19 protein-coding genes are annotated in these 19344 nt (G+C 68.1%); 9 read left to right on the top strand and 10 right to left on the bottom strand.

The annotated features are described in order from the left end of the window. The first annotated feature begins 101 nt into the window (after positions 1 to 101). A complete protein-coding gene (rsgA, locus tag FIV34_RS19030; RefSeq protein WP_139985070.1) occupies positions 102 to 1157 on the top strand; it encodes a ribosome small subunit-dependent GTPase A in 1056 nt (351 codons plus the stop codon). On the opposite strand, the gene FIV34_RS19025 is transcribed toward rsgA, so the two are convergent. Genes FIV34_RS19025 through FIV34_RS19010 form a run of 4 tightly spaced genes read right to left on the bottom strand, consistent with a single transcriptional unit; the run spans position 1154 to position 5719 of the window. Continuing rightward, complete coding sequence (locus FIV34_RS19025; protein WP_170207660.1) at positions 1154 to 2170, bottom strand: Csu type fimbrial protein; 1017 nt, start codon at positions 2168 to 2170, stop codon at positions 1154 to 1156. The genes rsgA and FIV34_RS19025 overlap by 4 nt on opposite strands. After that, positions 2167 to 4518, bottom strand: coding sequence for a fimbria/pilus outer membrane usher protein (locus FIV34_RS19020; protein ID WP_170207659.1), 2352 nt, complete (start codon positions 4516 to 4518; stop codon positions 2167 to 2169). Before FIV34_RS19020 ends, FIV34_RS19025 begins: the two co-directional genes overlap by 4 nt. Continuing rightward, on the bottom strand, positions 4472 to 5194 hold the full coding sequence (locus tag FIV34_RS19015; protein ID WP_139985067.1) for a fimbrial biogenesis chaperone: 723 nt from the start codon (positions 5192 to 5194) through the stop codon (positions 4472 to 4474). Before FIV34_RS19015 ends, FIV34_RS19020 begins: the two co-directional genes overlap by 47 nt. 18 nt (positions 5195 to 5212) lie before the next feature. Further along, positions 5213 to 5719 carry a Csu type fimbrial protein gene (locus FIV34_RS19010; protein ID WP_246058682.1) on the bottom strand — a complete coding sequence of 169 codons (507 nt, stop codon included), beginning with the start codon at positions 5717 to 5719 and terminating at the stop codon, positions 5213 to 5215. A gap of 380 nt (positions 5720 to 6099) precedes the next feature. On the opposite strand from FIV34_RS19010, the gene FIV34_RS19005 reads away from it, so the two are divergent. The 6 genes from FIV34_RS19005 to FIV34_RS18980 are packed head-to-tail and all read left to right on the top strand — an operon-like array spanning position 6100 to position 11158. Next, on the top strand, positions 6100 to 7083 hold the full coding sequence (locus FIV34_RS19005) for an alpha/beta fold hydrolase (protein ID WP_246058681.1): 984 nt from the start codon (positions 6100 to 6102) through the stop codon (positions 7081 to 7083). A gap of 1 nt (position 7084) precedes the next feature. Then, positions 7085 to 7495, top strand: a complete 411-nt coding sequence (locus tag FIV34_RS19000) for a hypothetical protein (protein WP_246058680.1) — start codon at positions 7085 to 7087, stop codon at positions 7493 to 7495. Then, positions 7488 to 7682, top strand: coding sequence for a helix-turn-helix transcriptional regulator (locus FIV34_RS18995; protein WP_139985066.1), 195 nt, complete (start codon positions 7488 to 7490; stop codon positions 7680 to 7682). Before FIV34_RS19000 ends, FIV34_RS18995 begins: the two co-directional genes overlap by 8 nt. A 4-nt stretch (positions 7683 to 7686) precedes the next feature. Continuing rightward, positions 7687 to 9255: an alpha/beta hydrolase gene (locus FIV34_RS18990; RefSeq protein WP_139985065.1), complete on the top strand. Its 1569-nt coding sequence runs from the start codon at positions 7687 to 7689 to the stop codon at positions 9253 to 9255. Continuing rightward, positions 9252 to 9986, top strand: coding sequence for an ABC transporter ATP-binding protein (locus FIV34_RS18985; RefSeq protein WP_139985064.1), 735 nt, complete (start codon positions 9252 to 9254; stop codon positions 9984 to 9986). The genes FIV34_RS18990 and FIV34_RS18985 overlap by 4 nt, the downstream gene beginning before the upstream one ends. Continuing rightward, positions 9983 to 11158, top strand: a complete 1176-nt coding sequence (locus FIV34_RS18980; protein WP_139985063.1) for an ABC transporter permease — start codon at positions 9983 to 9985, stop codon at positions 11156 to 11158. The genes FIV34_RS18985 and FIV34_RS18980 overlap by 4 nt, the downstream gene beginning before the upstream one ends. 3 nt (positions 11159 to 11161) lie before the next feature. Here the strand turns inward: FIV34_RS18980 and FIV34_RS18975 are convergent, their stop codons facing one another. Further along, on the bottom strand, positions 11162 to 13276 hold the full coding sequence (locus tag FIV34_RS18975; RefSeq protein WP_139985062.1) for a TonB-dependent receptor family protein: 2115 nt from the start codon (positions 13274 to 13276) through the stop codon (positions 11162 to 11164). Positions 13277 to 13400: 124 nt separating this feature from the next. On the opposite strand from FIV34_RS18975, the gene FIV34_RS18970 reads away from it, so the two are divergent. Together FIV34_RS18970 and FIV34_RS18965 are read left to right on the top strand one after the other, a co-directional pair. Continuing rightward, positions 13401 to 14243 carry a class I SAM-dependent methyltransferase gene (locus FIV34_RS18970; RefSeq protein ID WP_139985061.1) on the top strand — a complete coding sequence of 281 codons (843 nt, stop codon included), beginning with the start codon at positions 13401 to 13403 and terminating at the stop codon, positions 14241 to 14243. Between the two features lie 4 nt (positions 14244 to 14247). Then, positions 14248 to 14787 (top strand): pseudouridine synthase, encoded by a 540-nt coding sequence (locus tag FIV34_RS18965; RefSeq protein ID WP_139985060.1) that lies wholly within the window; start codon positions 14248 to 14250, stop codon positions 14785 to 14787. 82 nt (positions 14788 to 14869) lie between these two features. Here FIV34_RS18965 and dgoD read toward each other — a convergent pair whose 3' ends face one another. The 5 genes from dgoD to araH are packed head-to-tail and all read right to left on the bottom strand — an operon-like array spanning position 14870 to position 19340. Beyond that, a complete protein-coding gene (dgoD, locus tag FIV34_RS18960; RefSeq protein WP_139985059.1) occupies positions 14870 to 16021 on the bottom strand; it encodes a galactonate dehydratase in 1152 nt (383 codons plus the stop codon). Between the two features lie 2 nt (positions 16022 to 16023). Next, positions 16024 to 16635, bottom strand: a complete 612-nt coding sequence (locus FIV34_RS18955; protein ID WP_139985058.1) for a 2-dehydro-3-deoxy-6-phosphogalactonate aldolase — start codon at positions 16633 to 16635, stop codon at positions 16024 to 16026. A gap of 4 nt (positions 16636 to 16639) precedes the next feature. Then, on the bottom strand, positions 16640 to 17449 hold the full coding sequence (locus FIV34_RS18950; RefSeq protein ID WP_139985057.1) for an SDR family oxidoreductase: 810 nt from the start codon (positions 17447 to 17449) through the stop codon (positions 16640 to 16642). Then, positions 17446 to 18339: an SMP-30/gluconolactonase/LRE family protein gene (locus tag FIV34_RS18945; protein ID WP_139985056.1), complete on the bottom strand. Its 894-nt coding sequence runs from the start codon at positions 18337 to 18339 to the stop codon at positions 17446 to 17448. Before FIV34_RS18945 ends, FIV34_RS18950 begins: the two co-directional genes overlap by 4 nt. After that, complete coding sequence (gene araH, locus FIV34_RS18940; protein ID WP_139985055.1) at positions 18339 to 19340, bottom strand: L-arabinose ABC transporter permease AraH; 1002 nt, start codon at positions 19338 to 19340, stop codon at positions 18339 to 18341. The genes FIV34_RS18945 and araH overlap by 1 nt, the downstream gene beginning before the upstream one ends. Positions 19341 to 19344: the final 4 nt, after the last annotated feature.

Raw genomic sequence — 19344 nt, 5'->3', positions numbered from 1 at the left:
CGGCCCGCCAGGCCCGTCCCGGCGGTCGTCATCGGATCGTAACAGCGTCGGCATGGCCTCGCGAGGGCGTTTTATGGCCCGGAGCGGGCATAATCCACCGCATGACCGACCCTTCGGACCTGGCGCGCCTGCGCCACATCGGCTGGCGTGACGACACGCTGCCCGACGATCCACGCCGCCTCGCGCGCGTCGTGGCGCAGCACCGTGCCGGTTACGAGGTGCACGACGGCAACGAGCCGTTCAACGCGCAGCCCGCCGGGCCGTTCCTGAAACGTGGCCTCGACCCGGCCCTGCGCCCGGCCGTGGGCGACTTCGTCCTGCTCAGCCGCGCCACCCATCCGGTGATCGAAGAGATCCTGCCGCGCCGCTCCACGCTGACCCGCGCGGCGGCCGGCGAGCGCTACGAGCGCCAGGTGATCGCGGCCAACATCGACTACGTGCTGGTGCTCACCGGCCTGGATGGCGACTTCAATCCGTCTCGCATCGAGCGCTACCTCACCCTGGTGGAAGGTTCCGGCGCGAAGGCCGTGGTGCTGCTGAGCAAGGCCGATACCGGCGTGGACGTGGAGGCGGCGGTCAGCTCGCTGCGCGCGCGCCTGCCGGACGACGCGGCGGTGCACGCCATCAACGGCAAGGACGCGACGACGGTGACCATGCTTGCGCCATACCTTGGCCCCGGCATGAGTGCCGTGCTGGTCGGCTCCTCCGGCGCGGGCAAGTCCACGCTCACCAATACGCTGCTGGGCGAGGAGCGCATGGCCACCAGCGCCGTGCGCAGCCACGACAGCCGCGGACGCCACACCACCACGCACCGTGCCTTGCTTCGCCTGCCTACCGGCGGCTGCCTGATCGATACGCCGGGGATGCGTGAGCTCAAGCTGACCGGCGAGGAAAACCTCGACCTGTTCGCCGACATCGAAACCCTGGTCGCGCAGTGCCGCTTCGGCAACTGCGGCCATGGCAACGAACCGGGTTGCGCCATCCAGGCCGCGCTGGCGTCCGGCGAACTCTCGCCGCAGCGCTGGCGCAACTTCCTCAAGCTGCACGAAGAGCGCGAAGAACAGGCGGCCACGCTGGAAGCACGCCTGCGCCGCAAGGTCGGGCCGAAGCCGGGTGGCGGCAAGCCGCGCCGTGGCAGCTGGTCGCCCGACGACTAATAGGTGATCGTCACCGTCACGATGTCGCTGTAGCTACCCGCCACCGCCGCGGCCTGCACGGGCACGCGGCCGTACACCGTCACTGTCTGCTCCGAGCCGCTGCCGCTCCCCGTCGCCGTATCCGTGTTCAGCGCCGTGCCCCAGCGCAGCGTGCGCTGGCTGTCGCGATACAGCTCGTACGTGACGAAGCGTCCCCCTCCGGCCATCCGCCGCACGCTGCCGCTGGCGTTCTGTCCGTTATCCAGCCCCACCTGGTAGGCCGCGCGATTCGTGCACGTGGCACGGATCAGCGAGGTCTGGTCGGTGTTGGTGCGCAGCAGGCCGGGGACCGAGCCGAAGTTGAGGTCGCTGGCGGTGGCGAGCGTGCACTTCGCCGCGACGGACGCACTGACGTTCGTCGTCGGGCCTGCCACCGTCGCCGCGGCAGCGGTACCGCCTGCCGTACACGAAGCGGGGAAGGTGCCCAGCGAGAGCAGCGCCTCGCTGTAGCTGTAGGTCAGCGCGGTGCCCGTGGTGCCACCGGCGAGCGTGCCGGTGTACGCGCCCGGCGAAAGAGTGGATTGGCCCGTGGGCACGCGCCCGTAGGCGGTGACGCTGCCGGTGACGGCAGTGCCATTGTTGAGCAGGGGCACCTGCGCGGTGACCGTCAGCGGCGCATAGGTGACGTTGTTCACCACGCCCCAGATCGCGGTGCGCGTGGCGTCCTTGTACACCTGGTACTGCATGCGATCGCCGAGCGGATCGATCATCGTGCGCGGTGCCAGGTTGCCGAGCGCATCCTGGCCCAGGCTCACGCACATCGTGATGTAACTGCCGTAGAGGATGCCGAGGAAGCCCGAATACGTGCAGCTGTAGTTGATCGTCGCCGTCGTATCCACCGTGCTGCCCGTGGGATCCACCGCACCAAACGAAAGGTTGGTGATGCTGGTGATGCCGCAGGTCGTCGTCGCCTGCGCGCGCGGTGCGGCGAACAGCGCGGCGCAGGCGATGAGGAACAGCGCGATCCACTTCATGGCGTGGCCTTGCATGGCAGGGGGCCCAATTCGGGCAGGTCATGCGCCTGCGCGGGGTAGGCCAGCGTGGCGATGCAGCGCGTGCCGTCGGGCCGCGTCACGTTGAGCGTGGTGGTGCTGCCCTTGAGGTGGTCTAGGTAAGCCTGGCCGTCGTAACCCACGACGGCCGGTTCGCCACTGCCCACGTCCACCGTTGAACCCAGGGCGAGCGGCGTGCCGGCGTCGTCGACGAGGATCGCCAGCGCCGCGCGCACGCGAGTCACCGGGAAACGCACGATGACGCCGGAGCGATCGGCGGGCGCCACCACGCTGTCGACCCGCTGCACGCGCTGGTCTGCAGGCAGGTCGATCGGATCGATGGCGAGACGATTGTCCTGCCAGGCATTGAGGCGCGCCACCAGCAGCAGGCCGTTACTATCGGTGACGCCCGTGCGTCGGTTCTCCAGCAGCACGGGAATGTCCGGCGCGCCTTCCGTGCTGACCAGGGCGAACGCATCGTCGATGCGCCGCGCCGCGAACACGTGGCCACCCATCAACACGACGGCGCCATTCGCATCGGCGTAGGCGTACGACGAGGGGCCGACGCTGCTGGCGCCCACCGTGAGCTGGCCCTGGTTGCCCAGCCAGCCGAATTCGCCGAGTCCGCCGCCGTCGGCACCGCTTCGCCCTTGCACATGCCAGCCAAAGCCGCCGTCGCCATCGATAGGCCGGCTGGCGTCGACCGTCGCAAAGGTCTGGTCACGATCGCGCTGGGCGGAGGCCGTCCACGTCGTGCGTTCGTCGAGCGCCCAGGTGATGCCGACGAAGAAGCTGCGGTCGGCGTGTTCATCGAGGTTCTGGTTGAGGCTCGCGTTCACCGCGACGCCACGCCCCAGCGTGCGCAGCACGAACAGGCCGGCATAGCGCGAGGCAGGCTGGCCCGGGTAACGCAGGCGCACGTAGTTCGCACCGAAACTGGACGAGCGCACGTTGAAGCCCACGAGGGCACGGTCGCTATCGCGTGGCGGTGGTGACCCGTAGCGTGAGGCCACGTCGCGATAACTCGCGTTGCTGCGCAGCGTGTCCAGCGAGAAGTTCATATAGCGGCCGCTCCACGAGAACCCCGCGCCGTACTGCGCGCCACCGCCGCGCGACGCCGCGTACGATGCGTTCACCACGCTGGCGCCGAACGGGTTCCACACCGTGCCGAGGCCGGCGGTGCCGCGGCCGTCACCGGCCTCCGCGTGCGACTCGAGGGTGAAGCTGTCGGTGAGTCCGCGCCGCCACGTCGCGCTGCCGATGGGGGCGTTGCCGTAGGCGAACGAATCGATGCCGTACGCTTCGCGCACGGTACCCACGTCCACCGACCAGTCGTCGAGGCCGGCGCGCAGCAGCTGCCGCGCGGCGTAGAACGGAAACGTTACCGTGCTGCTGCGGCCGAGCGCATCGGTGAGCACCACCTGTGCCTGGCCCGACTGGTCGACGCCCGGTACGGCGGTGAGCTGGAAGGAGCCGGCCGGCACCTTGCCGCTGTACTGGCGGATGCCATCGACGTACAGCTCGACCGACGACGGCGCCGTGGCCTGGCCGAAGAATTGCGGCAGCGGCGTGGTGACACGATAAGGCTGCAAGGCGAAGTCGGTGCCGATGGCGATGCCGCCGATGCGGGTGGCGCGGCTCCACGAGGTGTAGCCGGTGAACGTATCGCCCACCGTCAGTGCGACCGACGAATCCGGGAAGGACAGGCGCCACTGCGTATCCAGGCGCACGTTGCCGCCTTGCCAGCCGTCGCCGGGCACCTGGTAACGGCGCGTCAGGGCGGTAGAGCTGAGCACGCCCTTGTCCTCGCTGAAGGCGCGCAGTTCGGTCAGGGCGCTGACGTTGCCAAGGCCGGCGCCCTGCGAGGCGTAGATGTCGTAGTTGAGCAGCAGGCCGGTGCCGCTGCTCGCCTTCGTCGCGCTGCGTTCGGGCTGGTTGAGGATCTGCCGGGGCAGGTCGAGCCGGCCGGTGGGCACGTCGATCGTGACCCGTTGCTGGCCGGCGTCGTAGCTGTAGCGCAGGCCGCTGATATCGAGCAGGCAGCGCATCTCGTCGCCGGGCGGCAGCACGAAACCCAGGTTGCGCAGGTCCGCCGCGCTGGCGCACAGCGCCTCGCCACGGCGGATGAAATGCATCAGCTTCTCGGTAGCGGTGCCGTTGAGGACGACTTCGAGATAGAGATCCTCGCCCGCCACGCTCACCCGCGGATCCATCGTGGGCGGCGGTATCGCGTCGGAGGCGTGGTCCATGGCATGCACGGTGGCGGCCTTGAGCACGAGGACGCTAGCGGCTGCCCGGGTCCACGACCAGGGTCGACTCGTTCGCCTCACCGTTGATCCTCGCGCGTAAGGCACCGGCGCGCTGCGCTTGCGCCGGCAGGGGCCACGCCATCGTGCTGCCGGGCAGCACATAGCCGACAAGGCCGGTGAGAAGCGGGGTGTCTTTGCCACTGGGGTTGCGCTGGGAGACGTCGGCGACCTGGGCGTGGCCCTTGCCTGTATTGCTGACGCTGAGGCGCGCGCTGCCCGTGCTGGTATCGACGCCCGCCTGTAGCGTGGCGCTCACCGTCGGGTCGCCCGCCGGAGCGATGAATACCGGGATCGAATAGCGCAGGACGAATTTCAGGCCGCCCTTGTCCGTGCCGCCCACCGGCAGTTCATCCACGACGACCCGGTAGGCGGACTCGGTGCCATCCAGCGGCGGCGCGACCTGGCGGATGACGCGTACGAGCTGTTTGTCACCCGGGGCGATGGTCACCATCGGCGGGCTGATCACGAGGTCGCGCGTCGGCGCCAGCGCATCCTTGCCATCGGCCTGGGTCCAGCGGAACACGCGCACCTGTGCGTGCAGGATCTCCGTGCCGGTGTTGGTCAGCCACAGGGCCTGGGCCTGTTCGGCGGCGGCGAGGTGCAGCCCGATGGGCGCCACCTGCAAGCCACTGGCGAACGCCCCCGGCGCACCCATGCCCATCGCGATGAGCGCGACGGCAAGGGCCCTGCGTGGCATTCGGGCAGGCACGTGCCGTCAGTAGGTAATCGTGGCGGTGATCACGTCGGCATAGCTGCCGGCCGGGAAGTTGGTAGACGGTACGCGGCCAAACACCGGCAACGTCTGCACGCTGCCGCTACCGGTACCGGCGAAGACGTTGCCACTGCCACCGGTGGTGCTGCCCCAGACGTCAGCGGCCGTGCGCGTCGCGGCGCGATAGAGCTGGTACGGCACGAGCGACGTGCCGTTGCTCATTTTCCGCGTGTTGGCGTCGGTACCGTTCTGGCCGTTGTCCAGCGCGATGGTGTACGGCGCGCTGGGCGTGCAGTTCACGTTGAGCGCGCCCTGGTTGTCGACATTGGTGGCCGTCGATGGCTGCGTGCCGAAGTTCACGTCGGTGGGCGCCGTGGTGCTGATATCGCACGCCGCGGTGATCGTGATCCGGACGTTGAAGGTGGTGGTGGCCGTAGCGGCATGCGCGCTGCCTGCGGCAACGGCGAACGTGGCGGCGGCGGTGAGGGCAAGGCGGCGAAGCATGGTCATCTCAGGTCTCCTGGGCACCCGCCCCGATGAAGTCGGTGCGACGTACGTCCGTCGGTTGCAAGGATCGGGTCCGGGAAGAGGGCGGGAAATGAATTTGACGCCTTGCTGCCGTATCGACTTACAGGTGCCGAAACCGCGCACGGAAACGGCGCGTTTGCGAGCGTGGCTTGCCGAAGACGCATCGCGCGCCGGGCGCGATCGGCGGGTGGCGAGGCCCCGCCACGGCCGCGCGCGGCGGCCACGGCGGCGCGGCATGACGAGTCGGGTCGTGTTTCGCCCGGGCGCGTCAGAAACCCGGCAACAGGTGACGCGTGTCACAGAATCCGGATGTAAAGGTCGCTTGACACGCGGCCAGGGCCTGGCGCAGGATGATGTCAAGCGTGCTTGACACGCTCCACGCCAACGAAAGGGGTTCGCACATGTCGTACCGCATCGTCTTCCGCGCCGCCGCCCTGCTGATGGCCGCCGCTGCCGCCTCCACCCTCCATGCCGCCGGCGCCACGCCCGGTGCCACCCCCGCGGCCAGTGCCCTCCAGGGCACCCAGGTCGGCACGCTGAAGGTCGAGCGCCACGGCACGGCCGGTAGCCCGGTCATCCTCATCCCCGGCCTGGCCGGCGGGCCGTGGGTCTGGAAGGACACCATCGCCGACCTGGAAAAGCACCATGTGGTCTACGCCGTGACCCTCGCCGGCTTCGACGGCACGCCGGCGCCCTCCGCCGACGGCAACTGGATGGACCGCGCCGACGCCTCGCTGGCCCAGTTCATCAAGGACAACCACCTGGCGAAGCCGATCCTGGTGGGCCATAGCCTAGGCGGCACGCTGGCCCTGCGGTTCGCCGGCCGCCATCCCGACCTCACCGGCGGTTTGGTCGCGGTGGATGGCCTGCCGATCTTCCCCGGCATGGAGCGGGTGAGCCCGGAGCAGCGCGCCGCCATAGCCGCGCAGCTGAAGGCGAAGACCGAAGGCGCCACACCCGATGAGTTCAAGGCCCAGCAGCTGGCCTACATGCAGAAGGTCGGCACGCTCGACGCGGCCACCGCCGAACGCGTCGCGCCGTTGAACGCACGCAGCGACCAGAAGGCCGTCGCACGCTACATGGCCGAAGACGCGGGTGCGGACTACCGTTCCGAACTGAAGGCAGCGACGGCGCCGATCCTCGAGATCACCGCGTTCGCCGAGCAGGACGCGCAGATGGGCCCGATGAAGATCACCCAGGCGCAGAAAGTGGCGTACTACACCGCGCTGCTCAGCGATGCGCCGAACGCCAAGGTGATCGCGCTCGCGCCGTCGCGGCACTATGTCATGCTCGATCAGCCGGCCGCCTTCGGCAAGGCGCTCAACGACTTCATCGAGGCTCACTGACATGGCGATGCGTGCCGTTCACAAGCGCTACCTGCGCGAGTTCTTCCCGGCCATGGCAGGTTACGTGGTGCTGATCTTCGCCTCCGTGTACTGGCTGAGAACGCTGGACGGCACGGTGGCCCGGACGGCGGTCACGCTGTTGCCGGCCATCCCCATCGCCTTCGTGCTGCGCGCCATGATCCGCGTCATCCGCGACCAGGATGAACTGGAGCGGCGCATCGACCTGGAAGCCATCGCGATCGCCGGTGGCCTCGGGGGATTCGGATTCTTTTCCTACGGCCTGCTGCTCAACGCGAAGGTGCTTGAAGCGCCCACCGCCGCGTCCGTCGCCATCTGGGTGTTCCCGATCCTGATGGGCCTGTTCGGCGTCGCCAAGTGCGGCATCCGCCTGTACTACCGCTCCCATGAATAACCAGGTGAGGGAACTCCGCACCGCGGCGGGCTGGTCGCAGGCCGACCTTGGCGAGCGGCTCGACGTGTCGCGACAGACGGTCAACGCCATCGAGACGGGCAAGTACGATCCGAGCCTGCCGCTGGCGTTCAAGATCGCCCGGCTGTTCGCGCTGCCCATCGAATCCATCTTCACGCCGGAGGCATGAAGGCATGAAACGCGCTCCTCGCTTCGCCATCATCGTCGCGATTGTTGTTGCGGCGTTCGCCGGACGACACGTGATCCACCGCGGCGCCGCCGACGCGGCCCCCGCCGCCCGGACCACGGCCGCCGCGAACGAGGCGCCGGCGGTCCCACGCACCTGGACCCTGGGTTCGCTGCAGCTTCATCCGTGCGAACTGCCGCAGCCGCATTCCGGCCTGTCCACCGCCGCGTGGTGCGCACCGTTCCAGGTGCCGGAAGATCGCGCGCACCCGGAGGGCCGCAAGCTCGACATGCGCCTGGCCATCGTCCGCAGCAGCGCACAGGTGCCGGCCAGCGACATGGTGGTGTTCCTTGCGGGTGGCCCCGGCCAGGCGGCGACGGAAACCTGGTCCAGCGTCGCGCCCGCCATGGCCCCGTTGCTGGCGCACCGCCATGTGCTGCTGCTCGACCAGCGCGGCACCGGCGGCTCGCACCCGCTGAGCTGCCGCGATGGCGACGACCACGACGTACCCGGCGGCTCCGAAGAAAGCCGCGGCGTGGATGCCGACGCCGTGCGCAAGGAAACGAAGCGCTGCCTGGACGGACTCTCCGCGCAGGCCGACGTGCGCTTCTACACCACGACCGACGCGGTCGCGGACCTGGAAGACGTGCGCAAGGCGCTCGGCTCGCCGCAGTTCGATATCTTCGGGGTGTCCTACGGCACCCGCGTCGCCCAGCAGTACGCGATGCGCCATGCCGATGCCGTCCGTGCGCTGGTGCTGGACGGCATCGCGCCCAATGCGCTGGTGCTCGGCGAGGATTTCGCGGTGAACCTGGATGCGGCGCTGAAGGCGCAGTTCGCCCGCTGCGCCAACGACGAAGCCTGCCGCGCGCGCTTCGCCGATCCCTACCAGACGCTGTACCAGCTGCGTGACGCATTGCGCGCCAATCCGCATAAGGTCAGCTTCCGCGATCCACAGACCTACGCCAGCACCCAGCGCACGCTGAGTGAGTACGTCCTGGCCACGGTGGTGCGCATGTTCGCGTATTCGCCGGAGACCGCCGCACTGCTGCCGCTCTCCATCGATGCCGCCGCCCGCGGCGACGTCGGCCCGCTCCTCGGCCAGGCCAAGCTGCTCACGGGTGATCTGGGCGACACCATGGACGGTGGCATGCAGTACTCGGTGATCTGCTCCGAAGACGCCGACCTGCTTACCCCGCGCCCGCAGGACAAGGACACCATCCTCGGCGACAACATGATCGAGGCCTTCCGCGCGGCCTGCTCGGTATGGCCGCACGGCACGCGGCCGGCGGACTTCCACCAGCCGCTGCAGAGCACCGTGCCCGCGCTGCTGATGTCGGGCGAGTTCGATCCGGTGACGCCGCCGCGCTACGGCGACGAGGTGCTGAAGGGCCTGCCCAACGGCCGCCATTTCGTCCTCAAGGGCCAGGGCCACAACGTGGTGGCGCGCGGGTGCATGCCGCGCCTGCTCGACCAGTTCATCGACAAGGCCGATGCCAAGGCACTGGACGGCACCTGCCTGGAGCGTCTTTCCCCGCAGCCCGTGTTTGTCGGCTTCAACGGAGCCACGCCATGATCGAAGTCAGGGACCTGCACAAGTCGTTCGGCGACGTCAAAGCCGTCGGCGGCGTGAGCTTCACCGCGCGCGACGGTGAGATCACCGGCCTGCTTGGCCCGAACGGCGCCGGCAAGACCACCACGCTGCGCATGCTCTACACGCTGATGAAGCCGGATGCCGGCCAGGTGCTGGTCGATGGCGTCGATGCCGTCGTCGACCCGGTCGCCGTCCGCCGCCAGCTCGGCGTGCTGCCCGATGCGCGCGGCCTGTACAAGCGGCTGACCGCCGCGGAAAACATCACCTATTTCGGCCGCCTGCAAGGCATGCAGGAGGCCGAGATCACCCGCCGCCGCGAAGCCCTGATCGACGCGCTGGAAATGCGCGACATCGCCAGCCGGCGCACCGAAGGCTTTTCGCAGGGCCAGCGGGTGAAGACCGCCATCGCACGGGCGCTGGTCCATGATCCGCGCAACGTGTTGCTGGATGAGCCGACCAATGGCCTGGACGTGATGGCCACGCGCGCCATGCGCCGATTCATGCACCAGCTGAAGGCCGAAGGCCGTTGCGTGCTGTTCTCCAGCCACATCATGCAGGAGGTGGCCGCGTTGTGTGATCGCATCGTGGTGATCGCGCATGGCACCGTGGTGGCGGATGCCACGCCGGCGGCCTTGCTTGAACAGACCGGGGAGGCGAGCCTCGAGGACGCCTTCGTCAGGATCATCGGTACCGACGAGGGCCTGGCCGCATGAACGCCTTTTCCGCCGTTTACTGGAAGGAAGTGCGCGAGAACCTGCGCGACCGCCGCACGCTCATCAACGCGCTGATCACCGGCCCGCTGCTCGGCCCCGTGCTGTTCATCATGCTGATGAACGTCATGGTCAACCGCGAACTGGCCCGCGCGGACCAGCCGATCCACGTACCGGTCATCGGTGCGGAGCTCGCGCCCCACTTCGTCGCCGCGCTGAAGGCCGCGGGCATCGACGCCGACCCGGGCGTGAAGGATGCCCAGCGCGCGGTGCACGACATGACGGCCGATGTGGTGATCCGCATCGCCCCCGACTACGTGCAGGCATGGAACAAGGGCCAGTCCGTGCAGGTGGAGCTGGTTTACGACTCGTCGCGCCGCGATGCGAACACGGCGGTGGGGCGGGTGCGCGCCGTGGTGGAAAACTACGCCCGTCGCGAAGGCGCCATGCGGCTGATCGCCCGTGGCCTGTCGCCGTCCACCGCATGGCCGGTGACGGTGGCCGATCGTGACCAGGCCACCTCGCAATCGCGTTCGGCGCTGATGTTCTCGTTCCTGCCGTACTTCTTCGTGCTCACCGTGTTCATGGGCGGCATGTACCTGGCCATCGACCTCACCGCGGGCGAGCGCGAGCGCCAGTCGCTGGAGCCGCTGTTCGTGAATCCGGTGGCGCGCTGGAAGATCCTCGCCGGCAAACTGGCCGCGATCTGCACGTTCGCCATCATCAGCCTGCTGCTGAGCGTGGCGGCGTTCTCCACCGCGCCGTGGTTCATTCCCACCGAGAAGCTGGGCATCGCGCTGGACCTCGGCTTCCACTTCGGCGCGCGGGTGGTGGTGCTGATGCTGCCGCTGATCCTGCTGCTGGCGGCGTTGCAGTCCCTGGTGTCCGCGTTTGCGAAGAGCTACCGCGAAGCACAGACCTACCTGTCGATCCTGATGATCATCCCGATCCTGCCGAGTGCGTTGCTCTCGGTGATCCCGGTGAAACCCGAGGCGTGGATGTACGCGGTGCCCCTGCTCGGGCAGAACCTCGGCATCGTGCAGCTGATGCGCGGCGATGGCATCACGGGCCAGGAGCTCGCCTCCTGCCTGGCCGGCGGGTTTGTCGCGGCGGCGCTCGCCGTATGGGCCACCGCGTTGATGTACCGGTCGGAGCGCCTCGCGATTTCTGCATGACGCTCAGCGCCAGCGCACGTCCACGCCGACGAGGAACGTGCGGCCCGGGGCGGGTTCGAAATAGCGGCCATTGCCGTCATTGACGATCACCGAGCCGATGACGTGGCGGTCGGCGAGGTTATCGACACGGGCGAAGGTGTTCACCCGCCAGGGGCCGTTGTCGAACACGTAGCCACCGGAGACGCCGAACAAGGCATACCCGGGTGCCACCGCGGTGCCGAGGTCGTTGGCCGACGTTGCACCCATGGCATTCATGTCGAGGCCGGCCTGCACGCCGGTCTCGGCCCCGTACTTCAGCGCGGCGTAACCCATGGACCGCGGCACGCCCGGGATGCGCGTACCGGCATCGACGGGTGTATCCGGCGCGGCGCAGCCGGTGGCGACGCAGGTGAGGAAGGGCGTGCGGAAGCTGGCCTGCAGGTGCGTGTACGAAGCGAGCAGGTGCAGGTGCTGCGCCACCTCGTCGTCAAACGACGCCTCGATGCCCTGGCGGCGCGAGCGGGCGATGTTCTGGTACGTCGTGCGGCCGCCCACGTTGGTGGCCACGGCCAGCTCGTTGTCACTGTCCGCGCGGAACAGGGCGAGGCCGCCTTTCATCGTGTCCGTGGGCTGCAGCTTGATGCCTGCCTCGGCATTGCGCGAACGCGACGGCTTCAGGTCGAACGCGAGCCCGGCACCGCCATCGGCGCGGTAGCCCAGCTCGGAGAAGGTCGGGGTTTCGAAACCCCGGCCCCAGTTGGCATAGACGTGCGCCCACGGCGCCGCGCGCCAGAGCACGCCGAACACCGGCGTGGTCGCGTCGTAGTGCTGGGTGCCGCTGTCGTCGGGGTTGCCCGGGACGATGTAGCGGTCCGTGGAGCTGAAATGCACATCGCTGTGGCGCACGCCGCCCATGAGCGTCCATGCGTCGGCCACGCGCCAGGTGGCCTGGGCGTACTGGTCGAAGTCGAAGACGCGGTCGATCTCGTCGCGGCGGAGGTCGCCACGCACGCCCAGGACATCGCCCACGAAGTTGTTGTAGCCCGTGCGGTGCTGGTGCTGGTTGTCGTAGGCGACGCCGGCGGCCAGTTCGAAGGGCCGGCCCAGCACCTCGTCGCGCCAGGTCCAGCGCGCATCGCTGCCGCCGTAGGCATTGCCCAGGTCCACCACGCCGCCGGAGTTACCCGCCTGCGACACCTGCGTCGCCGCGGGGATCGAGAGGTACTGGGTGACCGTGCGCTGGCCGTAGTAGGTCATCACGCGCAGGCTGTTCGCCTCGTCGATGCGCTGGTCGTAGATCAGGCCCGCCTGCTGCTGGTCGGCGGATTTGCGCGTGTTGTAGGTGTCGGCCACGCTGGCGACCTGGCGCGGATCGGCGTGGAACTGCGCCTTGGTCAGGCCCAGCGGATCCTGCGCACCGGGGATATCCACGGCGTTGAGCACCAGGGTGAGCTTGCGGTCATCGTCGATTTGCCAGCCCAGCTTCGCGTTGCCGGATTCCCGGCGGGCGGCGCTGTGGTCGCGATAGCCGCTGGTGCGGAAGTGGCTGAGGTCGATGTTGTAATCCACCGGGCCTTCGCTGCCGCGCGCATTCACCGAGCTGCGGAACACGCCGTTGCTGCCACCGGCGATGCCGAAGCGCAGCTCCGGCGTGGCCGTGCCGTCGGCCGTGAATAGCTGGATGACGCCGCCGGATGCATTGCCGTACAGCGCCGAGAACGGCCCGCGCAGTACTTCCACGCGCTCGGCCGAATCCAGGTTGAAGTGGGTGACCTGGCCCTGCCCGTCCGGCATGGTCGCCGGGATGCCGTCCGTGTACAGGCGGATGCCACGAATGCCGAACGTGGAGCGCGCACCGAATCCACGGATCGAGATCTGCGCGTCCTGCGCGTAGTTCTGGCGATCGCGCGCGGTCACGCCAGGAATCGATTGCAGCCGTTCCGACAGGTTCACGTCGAGCGTGCCGTCGGGCGGCGTACGCACCGAGTCCACGGCGGCGGGGATGTCGTAAGGCGACTGCGCGCTGCGCGTGGCCGTGACGACCACCGGGGCGAGCGGCTCGGCCTGCTGTGCCGCGGCCGTACCGGCCAGTGCGAGGAGGATGGCACCCGCAAGGGTGCGGGCCGGGGGGAGCGGCATGGGGGGTGTTCCCTGTGGGGGCTCCCATCATGCTCCGGCATGCGTGAGGGCCATCGCAAGGCACGCGTGGTCGCAGGGGCGCCGTGCTACCTTTCCGGCCCTGTCCCCCACGCTGGTAACCGCCATGAAGAAGGTCATCCTCGCAGCACTCATCGGTCTCACCCTTCCGGTCGCCGCGATGGCGGTGGAAGTGGACCAACCGGCCCAGGCCACCCCGCCCGCCAGCGCAGGCCAGGCCTCGTCCGCCCAGCTCGACCAGGCGATTGCCGGCAAGTGGCGCGACCCGAAGAACACCGCGCGCGATCAGTACCGTCATCCTAAGGAAATGCTCACCTTCTTCGGCATTCGCCCGGACATGACGGTGATCGAGATCTGGCCGTCGGGTGGCTGGTTCACTGAGATCCTCGCGCCGTACCTCAACGCGCATGGCCACTACATCGCCGCCGTGCCCCCGGGCTCGAAGAGCAGGACGGCCCTGCAGAACAAGTTCTCGTTCGCGAAGGACCAGTACTCCAACGCGGCCTTCGTCGAATTCGACAACAAGAAGCCGGTGCTCGGCCCGGCCGGCTCGGCCGACATGGTGCTGACCTTCCGCAACGTGCATAACTGGGCCGCCGACGGCAGCGCCGAGGCCATGTTCAAGGCCTTCTTCGCCGTGCTCAAGCCGGGTGGCGTGCTGGGCGTGGAAGATCACCGCGCGGACAAGGGCAAGACGCTGGACCAGGTGGTCAACAGCGGCTACCTGCCCACGGACTACGTGATCAAGCTCGCCACCGACGCCGGCTTCAAGCTCGACGGCCAGAGCGAAATCAACGCCAACCCGAAGGACGACCACAACCACCCGAAGGGTGTGTGGACCCTGCCGCCCACCTACGACATGGGTGAAACGGACAAGGCCAAGTGGCAGGCGATCGGTGAATCGGACCGCATGACCCTGCGTTTCGTGAAGCCCGCCACCGCGAAGTAAGTCCGTGCTGGTCGCCCTGAACAAACCCTTCGGGGTGCTCTGCCAGTTCACCGACGACGCCGGCCGGCGCACGCTGGCCGACTTCGTACCGCAGAAGGGCGTCTACGCCGCGGGGCGCCTGGACCACGAAAGCGAAGGACTGCTGCTGCTTACCGACGACGGCAAGCTGCAGCACCGCCTCGCCGATCCGAAGCACAAGCAGCCGAAGACGTACGTGGTGATGGTCGAGGGCGTGCCGACCGAGGAAGCCCTGGAGAAGCTCCGCCGCGGCGTCGTCCTGAACGACGGGCCGACGCTGCCGGCAGGGGCGGAACTCATCGACGAGCCAGCATGGTTATGGCCGCGCGACCCGCCCGTGCGCTTCCGCAAGACGGTGCCCGATGCGTGGCTGCGGATCATCTTGCGCGAAGGGCGCAATCGCCAGGTGCGGCGGATGACGGCGGCGGTGGGCCTGCCGACACTTCGCCTGATCCGCGAAGCCGTTGGTGACTATCGGCTGGACGGTCTCGCGCCGGGCGAAACCCGCGTCATCGGTACCCGATAGAATCCAAATCACTGAATACGAACAAGTTATGCACAACTATTCATCGATGCATAATTGTGCATAATTCCGTCGCATCCGTTGGTCACCACTCCGCCACCGACCCATCCGGATGCCGCCACAGCGGGTTGCGCCAGTCCTGCGCTTCGCGGCTGCGTTCGATGATCAGCTCTTCGTTCACGTCGATGCCCAGGCCCGGTCCGGTGAAGGGGTGGGCGTAGCCACCCTCGTCGAGCTTGAGGGCTTCCTTGTTGCGGACGTAGTCGAGGACTTCGCCGCCCTTGTTGTAGTGGATGCCCATGCTCTGTTCCTGCAGCGTGGCGTTCCAGCTGACGAAGTCGACGTGCAGGCAGGCGGCCAGGGCGATCGGGCCCAGCGGGCAATGCGGCGCGAAGGCCACGTCGTAGGCCTCGGCCATGGCCGCGATCTTGACGCATTCGGTAATGCCGCCCGCGTGCGAAAGGTCGGGCTGCACGATGGAAATGCCACCGCGCTCCAGCACGCTCTTGAACTCAAAGCGCGAATACATCCGTTCGCCGGCGGCGATGGGGATGGACGTCTGCGCGGCGATACGCGGGTAGTACTCGGCCTGTTCGGCCAGCACCGGTTCTTCGATGAAGAGCGGACGGAACGGCTCCAGCTCCTTCACCAGCACCTTGGCCATCGGCGCGGAGACGCGGCCGTGGAAGTCCAGTCCAAACTCGATGGTGTTGCCGAAGGCCTCGCGGATCTCGGCGACCTTGGCCACCGCGGCGTCCACCTGCTTGCTGGACGCGATGATCGACATCTCCTCGCAGCCATTCATCTTGAAGGTGTCGAAACCGTGCGCGAGGCGCTCCTTCATCTGCGCGATGATGTCCGCCGGCCGGTCACCGCCCACCCAGCAGTACGTCTTCATGCGGTCGCGGACGCGGCCACCGAGCAGCTCGTACACCGGCGCGTTGAGCACCTTGCCCTTGATGTCCCACAGGGCCTGGTCGATGCCGGCGATGGCGCTCATGAAGACGGCGCCGCCACGATAGAAACCGCCGCGGTACATCGCCTGCCAGAGGTCGTTGATGCGCGAGGGATCCTTGCCGATGATGAACTCGGAGAGCTCGCTCACGGCGGCTTCGACGGTGCGCGCGCGTCCTTCGACGACGGGTTCGCCCCAGCCGACCACGCCCTCGTCGGTCTCCATTTTCAGGAACATCCATCGGGGCGCGACGCGGTAGGTGGTGATCTTGGTGACTTTCATGCTTAGACCGAGCGGTAGGCTTTGACGAAGGCTTCGGCACGCTCGCGTGTCTGCGACACGGGCTGGCCGGGCTTGTACAGATCGCTGCCCAGACCGGCGCCAATGCAGCCCGCGTCGAGGAACTGCCCCAGATTGTCGGGGGTGACGCCGCCGACCGCCAGTAGCGGAATGTCGGGTGGCAGCACCGCGCGGATCGCCTTGACGTAGCCCGGGCCGTAGATATTCGACGGAAACAGCTTCAGCGACTGGGCCCCGGCCTGCAACGCCGCGAAGGCCTCGCTCGGCGTGGTGAAGCCAATCGACGTGTACATGCCCCGCGCGCGGCCCTGGCGGATCACTGCCGGGTCCGTGTTGGGGGTGACCAGCAGGTGGCCGCCCAGGTCGGCCACGCGGTCGACGTTCTCGGGGGTGAGCACCGTGCCGGCGCCCACGAGGGCGCGCGAGCCGGCCGTCTCGACGGCCATCGGGATGCTGCGCTGCCAGTCCGGCGAGTTCAGCGGGACCTCGATGGCATCGAAGCCGGCTTCGATCAGCGCCTCGACGTGCGCGACGATATCGTCCGGGGTGATGCCGCGGAGGATGGCGATAAGCGGAAGGGCAGTGGGCCAGGCCATGGAGTTACTCGTGGTAGAGCTGTGAGCGGCCACCGTCGATACGGATATCGGCAGCGTTGATGTAGCGGGCCTCGTCGGACGCGAGGAACAACGCAGTGTAGGCAATTTCTTCCGGTTCGCCGATCCGCTTGTTCGGCAGGATCTCGGTCTGTTTGCGGCGTTCCGCCTCCGGATCGGCCGCGGCGGCGAAACCGGCGGCGGCGATGGCCGTCAGGACCAGGCCCGGCGAAATCGAGTTCACCCGGATGTTCTTCGCGGCGTACTCGATGCCCAGGGCCTTGGTCAGGCCGATCAGGCCGTGCTTGGCCACCGGGTAGGGGAAGCAGTGCGGGATGATCTTGTGGCCGTGCACCGAGGCGATATTGATGATGCTGCCGCGGCCGATCGAGAGCATGCCCGGCAGGACGGCCTTGGCGCAGTTCCACGCGCCCTTCAGGTCCACCTCGAAGCAGCGCGTCCATTCCTCGTCGCTGAGCGAGAGCGGATCGTTGAACACGTTGATGCCGGCGTTGTTCACCAGCACGTCCGGCGCCCCGAAGCGTTCGGTGGCGGCGTCGACCATGCGCTGGATGGCGGCAGGATCGGTGACGTCGGCCTCGAACAGCATGGCGTGCTCGGTGTTGAGCCCCGCGAGGGTCTGCCGGGCCTGCGCGTTGTCTTCCAGCACGTTCAGGACCACCGAGGCGCCGTGGGCGGCAAACAGCTTCGCCGTGGCGGCACCGATGCCTTGCGTGGCGCCGGTCACGATGGCGACCTTGCCGGCCAGGCGGGGAAGGGGCGTGGTCCGCGGGTCGGCGTGGGTCAGGTCAGTCATGCAGTGGCTCCATAGCCGTAGCGGGCCTCGGGGAGGCCATGGCCGCGCGGAGGCGTGCCGATGAAGATGGCGCCATTGAGCGGTTCCGCCTGCAGCGCGGCGGCATCCAGGCCCAGGTGGGCGGAGGTGATCACCATGCGATCCAGCGCGGGGCCGGCGAAGGTGACGCAACTGGGCTGGCGCGCGGGAAGCTCGATCGTGGCGTCGATGCGTCCATCTGGCGCGTAGCGGACCACCCGCGATGCGCCCCACTCGGCGTTCCACAGGAAGCCGTCGGCGTCGATGGTGGAGCCGTCCGGTTCGAAGCCTTCGCGCAGCTGGGCGAACACACGGATCTGCCCGACATCGCCGCTGGCGGCGTCGTAGTCGCAGGCCATGATTTGCGCCGTCGGCGAATCGGTGAAGTACATCGTTCCACCGTCGGGGCTGAAGCAGATGCTGTTGGTGATCGCGGCCTTCGGCAGGGCCAGGCGGTGCAGCTTGCCTTCGCGCGTATAGCGATAAAACGAGGCGACCTTGTCCGGGCCGCGCTCATTCAGCGTGCCAAACACCAGGTTGCCACCGCGGTCGCAGCGGCCGTCGTTGGCGCGCGTGCCGGGCAGATCCGGTTCGATGTCTTCCAGGACATGCAGGCTGCCGTCACGGCTGTCGTAACGGGCTACCTGCTTCTCGAGGGCGAGCAGCAGCACGCCCTTCTCGTGGGTGAGGGCAAAGCAGCACACGCGGGCGGGGAGCTTGCTATCGGACACGTGGCCGGTGGCCGGGTCGTACGCAAAAAGTTGCGACGTGGCGATGTCGGTCCAGCGCACCACGCCGGCCAGGTCATCCCAGATCACGCCTTCGGCGTGCGCCTGGCGTTGCGGGGAAAGCGGTTTGAACGATTCGGTCATCAGCGGGACTGCCTGCGGTTCTTGAGCTGGTCCACGAGCACGGCGATCAGCAGGATCGCGCCGCGGACGAGGTACTGGTAGAAGGCGTCGATATTCATGAGGCTCATCGCATTCTGCACGGTGCCCATGATGAGAACGCCAACGAGCACCCCGCTGATGCTGGCGCGGCCACCCATCAGGGAGACGCCGCCGAGCACGCAGGCCGAAATCACGTTGAGCTCGAAACCCTCGCCCGCATTGGGCTGGCCGCTGGTCATGCGCGAGGCCAGGATGATGCCGGCCAGCGCCGCGACTACGCCCTGGATCAGGAAAATCGCGATGCGCACGCGGTCCACGGCCACGCCCGCCAGGCGCGCCGCATCCGGGTTGCCGCCGATGGCCAGGGTGTTGCGGCCGTAGATGGTCTTGTTCAGCAGCACGCCGAAGACGACGAAGCAGGCCAGGGTGATCCACACCGGCACCGGCAGGCCGAACAGCTCCAGCGCGCCCAGGGTGAAGAAGGCTTCGCTGGTGACGCCCACCGCCTGGCCCTGCGAGGTGATGAAGGCGAGGCCGCGGACGATCTCCATGGTGGCCAGGGTGGTGATCAGCGCGTTGATCTTGAGCTTGGCGATGACCACGCCGTTGATCGCGCCGATCAGGGCACCCGCGACCAGGCTGGCGGCGATGCCGAGCACGACGCTGCCGGTGGCATTGGAGACGATGGCACACATGACGCCGGCGAAGGCCACGGTGGAGCCGACCGAGAGGTCGAAGTCACGCGAGGCCAGGCAGAACATCATGGTGCAGGCCACCATGCCGATCTGCGACACGGAGAGGGCCAGGCCCACCACGTTGTCCCAGCTGAAGAAGTACTGCACCGTGAAACTGAGCACGGCGAACAGCGCGATGAAGATGAGGATGAGGCTGTAGTCGTCCACGATCTGCCAGAGCAGGGCGCGGCGACGGTCGCCCTGGGTCTCGCGGGCGGCCCCGATGGCGGCGGCGTTGGTCTCGGTCATGGCT

Origin of the sequence: Luteibacter pinisoli (assembly GCF_006385595.1) — a bacterium.
Lineage (GTDB): Bacteria > Pseudomonadota > Gammaproteobacteria > Xanthomonadales > Rhodanobacteraceae > Luteibacter > Luteibacter pinisoli.
This window is presented reverse-complemented; position numbering and strand designations above follow the sequence as displayed.

What these genes read in the sequence shown, in the direction of transcription:
- rsgA (WP_139985070.1), top strand. Translation starts at nt 102, where the DNA reads ATGACCGACCCTTCGGACCTGGCGCGCCTGCGCCACATCGGCTGGCGT.
- FIV34_RS19025 (WP_170207660.1), bottom strand. Translation starts at nt 2,170, where the DNA reads ATGAAGTGGATCGCGCTGTTCCTCATCGCCTGCGCCGCGCTGTTCGCC.
- FIV34_RS19015 (WP_139985067.1), bottom strand. Translation starts at nt 5,194, where the DNA reads ATGCCACGCAGGGCCCTTGCCGTCGCGCTCATCGCGATGGGCATGGGT.
- FIV34_RS19010 (WP_246058682.1), bottom strand. Translation starts at nt 5,719, where the DNA reads ATGACCATGCTTCGCCGCCTTGCCCTCACCGCCGCCGCCACGTTCGCC.
- FIV34_RS19000 (WP_246058680.1), top strand. Translation starts at nt 7,085, where the DNA reads ATGGCGATGCGTGCCGTTCACAAGCGCTACCTGCGCGAGTTCTTCCCG.
- FIV34_RS18995 (WP_139985066.1), top strand. Translation starts at nt 7,488, where the DNA reads ATGAATAACCAGGTGAGGGAACTCCGCACCGCGGCGGGCTGGTCGCAG.
- FIV34_RS18990 (WP_139985065.1), top strand. Translation starts at nt 7,687, where the DNA reads ATGAAACGCGCTCCTCGCTTCGCCATCATCGTCGCGATTGTTGTTGCG.
- FIV34_RS18985 (WP_139985064.1), top strand. Translation starts at nt 9,252, where the DNA reads ATGATCGAAGTCAGGGACCTGCACAAGTCGTTCGGCGACGTCAAAGCC.
- FIV34_RS18980 (WP_139985063.1), top strand. Translation starts at nt 9,983, where the DNA reads ATGAACGCCTTTTCCGCCGTTTACTGGAAGGAAGTGCGCGAGAACCTG.
- FIV34_RS18975 (WP_139985062.1), bottom strand. Translation starts at nt 13,276, where the DNA reads ATGCCGCTCCCCCCGGCCCGCACCCTTGCGGGTGCCATCCTCCTCGCA.
- FIV34_RS18970 (WP_139985061.1), top strand. Translation starts at nt 13,401, where the DNA reads ATGAAGAAGGTCATCCTCGCAGCACTCATCGGTCTCACCCTTCCGGTC.
- dgoD (WP_139985059.1), bottom strand. Translation starts at nt 16,021, where the DNA reads ATGAAAGTCACCAAGATCACCACCTACCGCGTCGCGCCCCGATGGATG.
- FIV34_RS18955 (WP_139985058.1), bottom strand. Translation starts at nt 16,635, where the DNA reads ATGGCCTGGCCCACTGCCCTTCCGCTTATCGCCATCCTCCGCGGCATC.
- FIV34_RS18950 (WP_139985057.1), bottom strand. Translation starts at nt 17,449, where the DNA reads ATGACTGACCTGACCCACGCCGACCCGCGGACCACGCCCCTTCCCCGC.
- FIV34_RS18945 (WP_139985056.1), bottom strand. Translation starts at nt 18,339, where the DNA reads ATGACCGAATCGTTCAAACCGCTTTCCCCGCAACGCCAGGCGCACGCC.
- araH (WP_139985055.1), bottom strand. Translation starts at nt 19,340, where the DNA reads ATGACCGAGACCAACGCCGCCGCCATCGGGGCCGCCCGCGAGACCCAG.